This is a genomic window from Bacteroides sp. AM16-24 (assembly GCF_003471885.1).
GTDB lineage: Bacteria > Bacteroidota > Bacteroidia > Bacteroidales > Bacteroidaceae > Bacteroides.
This window is the reverse complement of record NZ_QRKI01000021.1, coordinates 33,473-46,373: the sequence shown is the minus strand read 5'-3', so window position 1 is coordinate 46,373 and position 12,901 is coordinate 33,473. Positions and strand designations below refer to the sequence as shown.

The 12,901-nt window shown below is 42.8% G+C and carries 7 protein-coding genes, 1 tRNA gene and 1 pseudogene; 5 read left to right on the top strand and 4 right to left on the bottom strand.

All coding sequences use genetic code 11. The features are described from left to right. The first annotated feature begins 160 nt into the window (after nucleotides 1-160). Nucleotides 161-1,585: an LruC domain-containing protein gene (locus tag DW182_RS19205; RefSeq protein ID WP_118296513.1), complete on the top strand. Its 1,425-nt coding sequence runs from the start codon at nucleotides 161-163 to the stop codon at nucleotides 1,583-1,585. A gap of 397 nt (nucleotides 1,586-1,982) precedes the next feature. On the opposite strand, the gene DW182_RS19200 is transcribed toward DW182_RS19205, so the two are convergent. The 3 genes from DW182_RS19200 to DW182_RS19190 form a co-directional block, all read right to left on the bottom strand. Then, the gene (locus DW182_RS19200) at nucleotides 1,983-3,578 is read right to left on the bottom strand and encodes an aspartate:alanine exchanger family transporter (RefSeq protein WP_115501946.1); all 1,596 of its coding nucleotides are present in this window, start codon (nucleotides 3,576-3,578) and stop codon (nucleotides 1,983-1,985) included. A 9-nt stretch (nucleotides 3,579-3,587) separates the two neighbouring features. Beyond that, nucleotides 3,588-6,788: a S41 family peptidase gene (locus DW182_RS19195; RefSeq protein ID WP_118296512.1), complete on the bottom strand. Its 3,201-nt coding sequence runs from the start codon at nucleotides 6,786-6,788 to the stop codon at nucleotides 3,588-3,590. A 276-nt stretch (nucleotides 6,789-7,064) separates the two neighbouring features. Beyond that, a tRNA-Pro gene (locus DW182_RS19190) sits at nucleotides 7,065-7,138 on the bottom strand. Nucleotides 7,139-7,444: 306 nt separating this feature from the next. Between DW182_RS19190 and DW182_RS19185 the strand changes: the two genes are divergently transcribed. Further along, on the top strand, nucleotides 7,445-7,603 hold the full coding sequence (locus tag DW182_RS19185) for a hypothetical protein (protein ID WP_007667160.1): 159 nt from the start codon (nucleotides 7,445-7,447) through the stop codon (nucleotides 7,601-7,603). A 33-nt stretch (nucleotides 7,604-7,636) separates the two neighbouring features. After that, a pseudogene (locus DW182_RS22815) lies at nucleotides 7,637-7,795 on the top strand (addiction module antidote protein, HigA family); the annotation flags it as partial. A gap of 342 nt (nucleotides 7,796-8,137) precedes the next feature. Here the strand turns inward: DW182_RS22815 and aroB are convergent. Continuing rightward, nucleotides 8,138-9,193, bottom strand: a complete 1,056-nt coding sequence (gene aroB, locus DW182_RS19175) for a 3-dehydroquinate synthase (RefSeq protein WP_115501944.1) — start codon at nucleotides 9,191-9,193, stop codon at nucleotides 8,138-8,140. Nucleotides 9,194-9,396: 203 nt separating this feature from the next. Between aroB and DW182_RS19170 the strand changes: the two genes are divergently transcribed. Both DW182_RS19170 and DW182_RS19165 read left to right on the top strand, forming a co-directional pair. Continuing rightward, the gene (locus DW182_RS19170; protein ID WP_007667155.1) at nucleotides 9,397-9,810 is read left to right on the top strand and encodes a hypothetical protein; all 414 of its coding nucleotides are present in this window, start codon (nucleotides 9,397-9,399) and stop codon (nucleotides 9,808-9,810) included. Between the two features lie 99 nt (nucleotides 9,811-9,909). Further along, nucleotides 9,910-12,828, top strand: coding sequence for a TonB-dependent receptor (locus tag DW182_RS19165; protein WP_118296511.1), 2,919 nt, complete (start codon nucleotides 9,910-9,912; stop codon nucleotides 12,826-12,828). Nucleotides 12,829-12,901 lie beyond the last annotated feature (73 nt).

Below are 12,901 nucleotides of genomic sequence, written 5' to 3'. Positions count from 1 at the left end.
TGATATATTTCTGTTTTGTGTAAGCTTTGAATTATATGAGGTGTTTTTAGAATGATTTTATTTATTTGATTTTATTGGTCTTTAATTTGCTTATTAGTTGTAAATGCTGTATGTTTGCGTAGAGATAATGTGCTAAATATGTTCTTTTTATAAATAAAGTATGAAGAAGTTATTATTGTTATTTGTGTGTATTTCTGCATTGCTTTCATGCGAGGTGAAAAATTCTTATCAGGAACCGGAGACTGGCAAAGACTTCTCTTTGGTTGATGAAATTAGCGTGAGTGTTAATACTACAGAAAATACTCGTTGCCTGCTCTATGTCGGTGACCCTTATGTGGATGGTCATCTGGTAGGTGAACCAATTTTGATTGGCTATGCTCCGTTTACGGAAACTGTCAGAATTCCTAAAGCTACAGATAAGTTATATCTGTTGATGAATGGTCAGATGTATACCTATTCGAAGGGGGATATTGTTGTAAATAAAGGTGTTACGAGAGCAGAGAGCGAACTGAGTGATGCGTTGATTACAGCTATCAATAATTTTTATCCGGAAGGGATTAGGAATACGCCAAGTGATTGTTATACTGAGTGTTCCGATTTGATAGTTGGAAGCGAGGAGACTGAAGTCTGGATTACTTATGTGGGTAATGGTGGTGCTCATCTCAATAACAGTTTGTACTATTATACCTATACGGATGATGTCAATGACTATCGAGATTTGGATATGAAACTTGTATTCGATGGAACCCAGACGATTGGTTCAAAGATAGCGCTTGGTAAATTTACCGATTGTAAGATAGGCTTTGCATGCTCGTATTCGTCAGGTCTTTATCGGTATTCAACTCCGAGATTTAATCTGGGGCATAACGACATATTGTTGACGTCAGGAGTTATCAGAACACTGGTGTTTGGCGGTAAGGAGTATCAGACATTGGGTATGGAAGATCAAATTCCAAGTGGATGGTTTGATCAGGATTACAACGACCTGCTGTGTCTGATCGAATCGACTCCGACTTTGAAACCTGAAATTGAAATTCCGGTTCCGGAACTGGATCCGTCTAAGATTGTATGGCAAGGAATGTGGTTGTTTGAGGACAACTATCCCAGCCAGGGAGACTATGACTTTAACGATGTTGTAGTGAGGTTCCGTATTGAGGAGTCCGCCAATATTAAGAATGAGGTGTTGGCCTATATTCAGGTTATGGCAACAGGAGCAAATTTCAATAATAGTTTTGGAATCAATGCTAAGATCTATGTTGAGAATCTGACCGGTTATATGAATGTACGTAAAGGTACTTCAAGGGTGGAAACTGAGGTCATTCAGATAACCTTGCCAAAAGCTAGTGAATACATTCCGATGCTGAATAACGGAAAGGCTACCTTTGATCTTAATTCTTATAATGTACATAGTGCTGATTTCCCGAATGTACTTGAGATTCCATCAGTTGATTTCAAATGGTGCTTGGAAAATATCCGGATTGATGAGGCTTATCCTATGTATACGAAGTGGGTTGATAGTGGATGTAAGTCATATACTGATTGGTATAAAGGTGAGAGAAAGGACGATATGGTCTATATGGAATAAAAGACTTTTAAAGAAGTTCCTTTAGTTGAAGTAAATAGGTTTCTGTCCGGACTTGATGAATGACAGAAACCTATTTTTTTGTGTATTCAACTCGGGTTATAGTTTTAGTATATAAATGCTTGATATAATACTAATTCCTTACAATAATTTAATATTCGGGGCATAGTCATATATTGAGGGTACTTCAGTCGTATAGTTAGGGCATCTCAGTCGTATACTTAGGGTACCTCAGTCCTATATTGAGATAAGGCTATTATAACTTTATTGATAACCAATTAGTTGCAAAAAACTCTTTTGACGTTGATAAATCAAGACAAGTAATTGGCATAAAAATAAAAAATAATTCCATTTTTTATACTGAAATGAAATCATTTAATCAAGCATATATTTGTTTGGCTTAAACCATAGTTGCAATAATCTGGATAAACAGTATAAGGAATACCATTGCAATAGGATAAACCGTAGCATAAGCTACACTCGGAATGTTACTGTCAGTCATAGAATCCGCTGCTGCAAGTCCCGGAGTACTGGTCATACCACCGGTGATGGTTCCCAGTAAGTCGAGTATACTGATTTTGAAGACAAACAGCCCGACGAACACAGCTACTAACATAGGTACCAGCGTAATAGCAGCACCTACTCCGAATAGCAGCCAGCCACTTTCCTGGAAAGTTGCCACCAGATTGGTACCAGCCGAGGTTCCGACTTCGGCAAGGAAAAGCAACAATCCCAACTGACGCAATAATTGGTTAGCAGGTCCGGACATAGACCACAGAATAGGTCCTGTCTTACCAATTGCACTTAAGAACAGAGCCACAATCAAAATACCGCCCGTCAATCCCGGAGAGAAAGATAAACCACCGGGGAAAGTAATATTCAGTTTGCCGAACAGTACTCCCAAAACAATACCCATTGCAATAGGGAAAAAGTCTGTATCAGATAGCTTTTTAGCATTGTTTCCCAGTAAGCGGGCCAATCCTTTAAGTCCTTCTTTTTCTCCTACCACCATCAGTTTATCGCCGAATTTCAGAGTTAAATCCGGTGACGGAGACAGATCAATACCGCTTCGGCGGACACGTGTTATCGTACATCCGAAGTTTTTCATCAGGTTCAAATCCCCCAATTGTTTATTGATCATATCCTTTTTGGTCAGTAATAAGGATTCGATTTCCTGTGTGTCTACCAAAGGTAGTTCACCTTCTTCGCGTTCTCCGACTAAGACCGAAAGTTGGTTCAGAGCTTCTTCACTGCCTACTGCCTGTATGTAATCGTCTTCATGTAACACCGTGTGAGCTGTAGGGATGGAAATAACTTCATCGTGTTTATGGCGTGAAATAACAGCCCCTGTCATAGCCCGTGCATTGATTTGCATTAAGCTGCGGTTGAATACGGCAGGATTTGTGACGCGATAAATACAGGTAGTCAATTCCGGAAACTGTCCGCGACGTTCTTTTTCCAGTCGGCGGGCTTCCTTATCCAGATCAATGCGCATAATGCGGGGAAGCAGCTTTACAAACAGTATTACACCGATAACTCCAAACGGATAAGCGATGCCGTAGGAGATGGATGCCAACGGAGAATTTGTACTGTCGATGGCTACGGCAAGTCCTGGTGTACTGGTCAGTGCTCCGGCTATTAAGCCTACTACACTGGGGGTATCGATGTCGAAAAGATATTTGAGCCCGATAGCCGTCAGAGAAGCCGAGCAAATAATCAGCATGGTGATTATGATCAGGGTCTTACCTTTACTTCGGAACGAGTCGAAGAAACCGGGACCGGCCTGAATGCCGATAGTAAAGATGAAAAGTACCAATCCGAAGTTTCCTAATTCTTTAGGAATGACTACACCGAAGTGTCCAAAGAGAAGAGCAATGAAAATGACTGCGGAAACGTCCAGAGATAATCCTTTAATTTTGATTCTCCCCAACATGAAGCCCAATGCAACAATGAGGAAGAGGGCGAAATAGGAGGAATTGAGTAAGTCAGCAAACATGAATTTAGATTATTTGTTAGTTTTCAATAATTCTTCTACTGCTACTTTCAATTGTGTATCTTCGCCTCTCACGATTGTTTCGGGCGAATTGGCTACTTTTACATCCGGTTCCAACTGCGTATTTTCCAGATAACTGCCATCGGGCAAACGGTAACCAATCACAGGAATACCGAATACCAGTGTAGGATCTTGCAGGCGCTCCCATGATACACTGGTCATAGTGCCCGGCACAGGCATACCTACCAGTTTACCCAGTTTCTGATGACTGTATACCCACGGTGTACCGTGTGCATTGGAATAATTGGCTTCGCACGTCAGCATGATGGAAGGCTTGTTCCAGCGGCGGCTCGGCATATCGCAGGCTTCACGGCCGCGAACTACCTGTGTGAAGTATTTCTTGCCACTGAACAGTATTTCTATATCTTCATGTAGACGACCGCCTCCGTTGAAACGGGTGTCGATGACAATACCTTCACAATTGTTGTATTTTCCTAAAATGTCCGAGTAGATGGAACGGAAGCTGTCATCACCCATTGATTTGATGTGCACATATCCCAGTTTACCGTTCGACCATTTCTCAACGTCTGCTGCACGTTGCTTAACCCAACGTTCGTAAAGTAATGCACTGAGTTCGCTGTCTCTGATAGGAATTACTACCTCTTCCCAGCGTTCTTTCGTCTTGGGATCATACAATGAAACAAGTGTTTTCTTTTTTACCTTGTCATTGAGAAGCACATAATAATCGGTTTCGGGAGTGATCTCTTTACCGTCGATCTTTTCAATAACGACACCGGCTTTCACCTTTGTAGTGGCTTTGTCGAACGGACCCTTTTCTATCACTTCAGCAATGAGCATTCCTTTATCCTGATAATTCCAGTCAAAAAGTAGTCCCAGGCTGGCTGTCGGTTCGCTTTGTCCGTCCGGATAGAAACGGCCTCCGGTATGGGAGACATTCAACTCGCCCAGCCATTCACTCAATAGTTCGGCGAAGTCATAGTTATTATCGATGTGTGGCAGGAACTTCCGATAAGCAGCTGTCATGGCGTCCCAGTTGACCCCATGCATGTTGGTGTTATAGAAACGCTTCTGTTGTTGTTTGTATACATGGTCGAACATGTATTCGCGTTCGGCGCTCAGATCCAGTTTCACTTGGGCAAGATATTTAATGGGCTTCAAGTCATCGGAAGCCAAGTTCATCTTTTGCATATTCTTACCGTTCAGGATGAAGAGAGTCTTCCCTTCTTTATCCATTTCCAGGGAGGTCCAGCCGGCATCTACTTTATGGAGCAACTTGGTCTCTTTCTTGTTCAGGTCCATTTTCCATAAGTTACGGCCGCTTTCGGTACTGGCCAGATAATAGAGGGCTTTTCCGTCTTTGGAGATGAGGGTACTTCCCATATTAGACGAGTTTGGTGTCAAGCGTACGATGCGGTCTTCTATGTTTTTCAATTCCACTACGACATCCTTTACCTTACTACTGTCTTTTGCGGCAACCTTTTTCCGGTCAGAGTTTGCTTCTTTGTATAGTTCGTAGTCTTCTTTGCTCAGGCTGAATTTGTCGTATGCATCCTGATTCAGGAATACCAACATAGCATCGTCTAGCGAACCCCATGAAGCATGTGCGCGCATACCGTAGCGTTCGGTAGTGAAAAGAATGGCATTGCCATCGAGCGCAAAACTGGGTGAACCGCTGCTGTATCCACTATTGGTCAGGTTGATAATCTCGCCATTGCCTTGTGCGCTGACCAGACCTATATCCGAATATGGGTCGTGCTTGTTTCCGATAAATTCCAATGTGAACCACTTGCTGTCCGGAGACCAAGCATAGTCGAACCCTCCGCTTGTGCTGTACCAGGTAGAACCATCGGTGATCCGGCGTACTTTCTTGGTTTCCAGATTGAGTACCATCAGACGATTGCGGTCTTCAATGAAGGCTAACTCCTTACCATCGGGTGAGAATTGCGGATGCGAACGTTCTACGGTAGTAGAAGGCAATAATACTTCTTCTTTTATTAAAGTTGCATTCGGAAAATTCGGATCTTCCTCCCGAACTATCTTGGCTAGATAAATCTGCCAGTTACCACTGCGTTCACTGGCATAGGCCAGCGTCCGGTTGTCCGGGGCAAACGAGAGACCATCTTCCTCTGCTGCCGTATGTGTAATCTGTTTGGTGGTGGTATAGTCTGTCGATGTAACGAATACTTCACCGCGTACAGTGAAAGCAATTTGCTTGCCGTCCGGTGAAACTGTAGCAGAGGTTGCTCTATCCGGATATTTCAGATAAGCTATTTGTGGCTGGTCGTCGCGAATGATTTCTACATTTATCTTCCGGGGATTCGAGCTTTCCTGCTGGGTATAGATCTCACCATCGTATCCATAGCACAAGGTGCCGTTGTTACTCATTGAAAGGAAACGCACGGGATGGGTTTTAAAGCTGGTAATTGTTTTTATCGATTGGGGTTGCGAAACCGGGAAAGAATATACGTTGAATGAGCCGCCATTACGTTCGCTCAGGAAGTAGACGGTTTGTCCATCCGGTGATACAATCGGATTGCGGTCTTCGCCTGCGTGCTGGGTAAGGTTGGTATGTGAACCTGTTTTGGCATCGTACATCCATACGTCACGGGTGATGGAAGAAGTATGGTGCTTTCTCCATTCGTTTTCACCTCCCTTGCGGTCCTGATAGAAAAAGCGATTGCCAGACTTATCGAAACATACCGCTTCGGCAGGGGTGGCCAGTACTTGTTCGGTGCGTCCGCCGACTGAAGGAACTTTGTAGAGTTCAGTCATGGCGGCTGAAGGAAAGAGGGCACTGCTTGCCGGATCCTGAATAGATGCTGAGAATAAAATATATTTGCCGTCCGGGGTAAAAGTGGAGGGTAGCTCAGTGGCTGAATGAGTAGTCAGTCGCTGGGCTGTTCCGCCATTTGCCGACATGATGAAGATATCGAAATTCCCGTTTCTATCACTGGCAAAGGCTATCTGTTTGCCATCCGGCGACCATATCGGAGTACATTCGTAAGAGTCTTGCGTAGTGAGTTGTGTAGCAGTTCCGCCTTTGGCAGGCACTTTGTAGAGGTCTCCCTTATAACAAAATACGATTTCTGTCCCATCAGGTGAGATTTGTACGTCACGCATCCAGAGGGGAGTGGTTGCATAGCTGGTTATTGCCGCGAAACTAAGGGCAATGTAAGCAATAAGTTTCTTCATAAGTATATTAAATGTGTTTTTATGCAAAGATAGGTATTAGTCTGTAAAAAAGAAAAAGCTTGGGATATCAATGATAATTTATTCCCCATTTTATTGCCGGCTATTACTGAACTGTTTTTCTCCTATTGGGAAAAAACATTTCTCCTACCGAGGAAATAAAAACATCTGTTTATACGGAGGGCATTTTCTGGAAAATAATTCAACCGTCCCGCTAAGTATAACCCCATAAAAGAAAAAGCATCGATAATCTTTCGATTATCAATGCTTTATCGGTAGTCGGGATGACAAGATTCGAACTTGCGACCACACGCCCCCCAGACGCGTACTCTACCGGGCTGAGCTACATCCCGAATTGCGGATGCAAAAGTAGTGCTTTATTTTTAATCTGCAAATAAATCGTTGATAAAATATATATAAATATCTCTGTTTGTACTGTATCTTATTTGTTATCAGTGTTATATAATCGTGTTGTGAAGTGCTGCTTAGATTAAACTCTAAATAGGATAAAACAGCTTCGTTAGCTGTTTTCTTATAACACTGGCATATAAATCTTGATTTATAATTCAACTACTGATTCGCATTTATATCTAAATTTGCATCACCGAAGAGTAGTTATATGGATGTAGAATTTGAAAAGGAGTATTTGGCAGAACTTTATGAAAAAGGAAAAACCGATGAAAGGTGATAAAAAAGGACTTTCTTTTTTACGTATCAACGGCCAATATAAGCTTGAATTTCGGGAAATAGCTAATGCGGGTAATCAAGCAGTCATAGAGATATGCTCTTTGGTGGATATTACAAATCATTATAAATAGGAGGAACTATGGGTATAGCAGCAAATAATTTACATAACAACAGAATTTGCCTTGCTTTTAGAGGCAGCTTTGAGTATCAATGCTGATTTGCTTGTAAGAATGCAGACGGATTACAATATACAGGTAGCACGAAAGAATGACTCTTTGGGTGAAAAGCTAAACAATATAAAGAAATTAGCTGCTGTGTTTTGAAAATAGTTCTTGGTATGATATTATAAAAACAAGAATAAGGTTTTTAACAGGGCACTTAAAACATGGCTAGGGCAATAGTTGTCCTACCTTATTTGTTATAATGGGTTTGTCCCTAATAGACGTGTTTAAGAATGTCTGCAAAATTTTTCAATGCAATACGGAATCTTAATCACTGATATTCCTTCGGTGTATTATGCTTGAGGGGGATGCTGAAAGACATTCTTTGAAAAGATATTGCTCCTTAAGACAACACCTTTTATCCTTCAAGACGACTCCCTTATCCTTCAAGACAACACCTTTTATCCTTCAAGACATTTTTTTTATATGCTGAGGTAAAAGTCGTTACATGCACTCTCTATAGAAATCGAACATTTCGAATATCGTATCTTTATCAGCCGTCTGGTTCAGACAAATGTCTCCGACTTCTTTCAATAGCGTAAAGTTAATGACACCGGAGGTATTCTTCTTATCGTGCTTCATCAGTTCATAAAGTTGGTCGTACTGCTTACAGTTAAAGGCAAAACCACCGTAGTTCTCTTTTACGAACTGAATGGTTTGGCGCATTTTGTCTTTTGGAAAGCCTACTTTTATATAAGAAAGGTACAGTTCGCAAACAATTCCCCAGGCAACGGCATAGCCATGCAGCACAGGGCGTCCTTCGGCAAGGGCAAGGCTTTCGAAAGCATGCCCTACGGTATGTCCCAGGTTCAGGGCCTTGCGGATGCCGTGTTCCAGCGGATCTTGTTCCACGATGTTTTCTTTTACTTGTACGGAGCGACCTACCATTGACTTCAGGGCTGCGTAATCTATCTTGTCCGTATCAAAAGCCAATAATTCCGCCAGATGTTCCGGAGTGCTGATCAGTCCGTGCTTCAACATTTCGGCATAACCGGAGAAGAAGTTATGGGCATCGAGGCTGCGCAGAAATTCTGTTTCAAGGAGTACGCTGGCGGCAGGAGCGAAGACGCCGATTTCATTCTTCAGCCCGTTGAAGTTGATACCTGTCTTGCCTCCTACGGAAGCATCTACCATAGCCAGCAGGGTAGTAGGGATATTGATATAAGCAATGCCCCGCTTAAATGTAGAGGCGGCGAAACCACCCAGGTCGGTCACCATGCCACCTCCCAGATTGATAAGCAATGAATGGCGCGTTGCTCCTTTTTCACTCAGGGCTTGCCAGACGGAAGCCAGGGTTTCGAGGTTCTTGTGTATATCTTCGGCACCGATAATGATTTCCGTTGCTTCTTTCAATGTCGGAATGTTGCTGAGTTGTGGCAAGCAAAGGCGATGTGTATGCTCGTCAGTCAGGATAAAGAGCTTGTCATGGGGGCAGTTCCCAATGGCAGTTGTTAAGCTGCTTTCCAGTTCTTCGCAGAGGATTACTTCTTGTTTACTCATGATGTATTTGTCTTTTTTTGCTCTGCAAAGATAATGCAAATCAAGTGCAGAACTTCCATACCGACATGAAAAAGTTATGCTGAGATGCAGCTTATCTTCTTTAAAGATAGGATTTCTCTGCGAAAGAAGTATCTTTGCAAATCATAAAACTTACATCACTTGGATAAATATTTCAGACTTCATAACTTATAATTTATAAAAAAATGAAAGCATTATTACCGGTATATTGCCGTCCGTTAGGATATTTTGTGATAGCATTGGCATTGTTTCTCCCTTTCCTGATGTTGATGATAGGGAAAATGACGGATGGTAACCTTTTGTTTTATAAAGAGTGCTCCAAGCTACTGATGATGCTGGGCGCGATGATGATTCTGTTTGCTTTTACAAAGAATGAAAGCAAGGAAACCGAACAGATACGCAATAAGGCTACCCGTAATGCCATATTCCTGACGGTGTTATTTATCTTTGGCGGTATGCTCTACCGGGTATGGAAAGGTGACATCATGAGTGTGGATACTTCCTCCTTTTTGATCTTCCTTATACTGAATATTCTTTGCTTGGAATTTGGTATAAAAAAAGCGACGGTTGATCGGTTATTTAAGCGAGATCGTCGATAATTAGGATATTTTATTTAATCCTCATTAAACTTTTCCATTGAAAGCTTGTCAAATGAAACAGTGTAAAAACAGACATTTTGTTTCATAAAAAACAGGCGCATGAAAAAAGTAATCATCGGAACAGTGTTATTGCTGACAACCACACTTTCCGTTTTCTCACAGACTAAGAACATTACCGTAGCGGGGCGTGTCATCGAGGATGACACGAAAGAGCCCGCAGTACAAGCCACAGTACAGTTACTTTCGTTACCTGACAGTGCATTTGCGGCGGGTATCGCCACTACAGCACAGGGATATTTTACCCTGCCCAAAGTAAAGGCTGGGAAGTATGTATTGAAAGTTTCCTATATCGGCTTCCAACCGACAATGCTTCCTTTGCAACTGTCGGCTCAAAACCCCAATAAGAATGTAGGTACGCTGGCTCTGAAGACAGATGCCGTGATGCTGGCAGAAGCGGTGGTTACCGCAGAAGCTCCACAAGTCACTGTCAGTGAAGATACATTAATGTATAATTCGTCAGCTTATCGTACCCCCGAAGGAGCCATGCTGGAAGAATTGGTGAAGAAACTTCCCGGTGCCGAGATTGATGACGATGGTAACGTGAAAATCAATGGTAAGGACCTGAAGAAGATCATGGTAGACGGAAAGGAATTCTTCGGCGGAGACGTGAAGACGGGTTTGAAGAACTTGCCGGTGGACATGATTGACCGGTTGAAGACTTATGATAAGAAATCGGACCTGGCACGTATCACAGGTATTGATGACGGTGAAGAAGAAACCGTGCTCGACCTGACTGTTAAGAAAGGTATGAATCAGGGTTGGTTCGGTAATGCCGATGCCGCCGTAGGTACTGAAGATCGTTATGCAGGACGTTTGATGTTGAACCGCTTTGTGGATAATACACAAGTTTCTCTTATTGCCTCTGCCAACAATGTGAATAATCAAGGATTTTCCGGTGGTGGCGGTGGCCCGCGTTGGCGTCGTAATAATGGTTTGAATGCTCCTAAGGAACTGGGACTTAACTTTGCTACCGAAACTGCCAAATTGGAGTTAGGCGGTAGTGCCCGTTACAACTACAATGATGCTGACATTGCCAATGTCAACTCATCCGAGCGTTTTTTACAGAATGGCAATTCATATTCCAATTCAAACTCTCTCAACAGGAACAAGAATTCGACATTTAATGCTGATTTCCGTTTGGAGTGGAAGCCGGATTCAATGACGAATATCATCTTCCGTCCGAACTTCTCTTATGGGAAGACGGATAATTCTTCCAGTTCCTTGTCGGGAACCTTCAATGTGGATCCTTACAGTCTGGTTACTAACCCGAATGACTATCTTGATTTTGATGTGATAAATAATGAAGACCCGTTGAAGGATATTCGTGTGAATGCTACAAACACGGGTTCACTTTCCGATAGCAAGACCGTTTCAACGGATGCTACGTTGCAGATCAATCGCAAACTGAATGATAAGGGACGTAATGTTACATTCCGCGGACGCTTCGGTTATGGAGATAATGACAATAACCAGTATACGGAGTCGATGACACGTTATTATCAGATTCCTACGAACCCGGACTCTACGTTGATCCGTAACCAGTACATCACTACGCCGACGAATAATTATAGTTATAGTGCACAGGTTACGTATAGTGAACCGATTGCACGGGCTACTTTCCTGCAATTCAGTTATCAGTTCCAGTATAAGTACAGTGAGAGTGACAAGACGACTTTCGACTTATACAAGATCAATCCGGAGTGGGGAATTGGCGACCCGTTGCCAGTGGGCTATCAGAATCATGCGGTAGATAGTTTAGGTAAGTATGCCGAGTACAGATACTACAACCATGATGCTTCTGTATCCTTGCGTTTCATCCGTGAGAAGTACCAGTTGAGTACCGGTGTTTCTTTCCAACCGCAGAACTCAAAACTGTCTTATAAGAAAGGAGACTATATGATTGATACGACGCGTTCGGTATTCAACTTTGCTCCGAATATCGATTTCCGTTACCGTTTCTCGAAAGTAAGCCAGTTGCGCTTCAACTATCGTGGACGTACCGGCCAGCCCAGCATGGAGAACTTGTTGCCGATTGTAGACAACTCTAATCCGCTGAATATCCGTGTCGGTAATCCGGGTTTGAAACCTTCGTTCACGCACTCTATGCGTTTGTTCTACAATACGTATAATGCAGAACTCCAGCGGGGTATCATGACTCATGCCAGCTTCTCGGCTACGCAGAACAGCATCAGTAACAGTACCGAATACGATGATCAAACCGGTGCGCGTACTACTACACCGAAGAATATCAATGGTAACTGGAGTGCTTTCGGTATGTTTGGTTTCAATACCGCATTGAAGAATAAGAAGTACACTATCAACTCATTCACCAATGTCAATTACCAGAATAATGTGGCATTTTTATATAATCAGGATACCAAAGTGGATGATAAGAATAAGACAACAGGGTTGACGTTGAGTGAGCGCTTGAATGGTGCTTACCGTAACGATTGGTTCGAATTCGGCCTGAATGGTTCTATCTCTTATACTGCTGAGCGTAGTAAACTGCGTCCAGAGAATAATCAGGAACCTTACACGTTCTCTTATGGTGCCAATACTCAGTTGATGGCTCCCTGGAACATGACTTTCACTACTAATATTGCTAATCAGAGCCGTCGTGGTTATACAGATGCCAGTATGAACCGTAATGAATTGATCTGGAATGCACAGCTTTCGCAAACCTTCCTGAAAGGCGCGGCTACTATCAGCCTTGAACTCTATGACATTTTGAAACAGCAAAGTAACATTAGCCGTTCATTGACAGCAGATGGCCGTTCGGTTTCCGAATATAATGGTATCAATAGTTATTGCATGGTACACTTCATCTATCGTCTGAATATCTTCGGTAGCAAGGCTGCCCGTGAAAAGATGCAGGGTAGAGGTGGATTCGGTGGTCATGGAGGTCCCGGCGGACCTGGTGGTCGTCCCGGTGGTTTTGGTGGCGGACGTCGTTTCTAAAGTTTCCTAACCAGTTTTTGGGATAAGTTTCCCCTTCCATTCGCTTTCGCTGAAAGAGATGGAAGGGGATTCT

Excerpts from the sequence above, each read along its gene's own strand:
- DW182_RS19205 (WP_118296513.1), top strand. The coding sequence starts at position 161 with ATGAAGAAGTTATTATTGTTATTTGTGTGTATTTCTGCATTGCTTTCA.
- DW182_RS19170 (WP_007667155.1), top strand. The coding sequence starts at position 9,397 with ATGAAAGCATTATTACCGGTATATTGCCGTCCGTTAGGATATTTTGTG.
- aroB (WP_115501944.1), bottom strand. The coding sequence starts at position 9,193 with ATGAGTAAACAAGAAGTAATCCTCTGCGAAGAACTGGAAAGCAGCTTA.
- DW182_RS19200 (WP_115501946.1), bottom strand. The coding sequence starts at position 3,578 with ATGTTTGCTGACTTACTCAATTCCTCCTATTTCGCCCTCTTCCTCATT.
- DW182_RS19165 (WP_118296511.1), top strand. The coding sequence starts at position 9,910 with ATGAAAAAAGTAATCATCGGAACAGTGTTATTGCTGACAACCACACTT.
- DW182_RS19185 (WP_007667160.1), top strand. The coding sequence starts at position 7,445 with ATGAAAAAGGAAAAACCGATGAAAGGTGATAAAAAAGGACTTTCTTTT.
- DW182_RS19195 (WP_118296512.1), bottom strand. The coding sequence starts at position 6,788 with ATGAAGAAACTTATTGCTTACATTGCCCTTAGTTTCGCGGCAATAACC.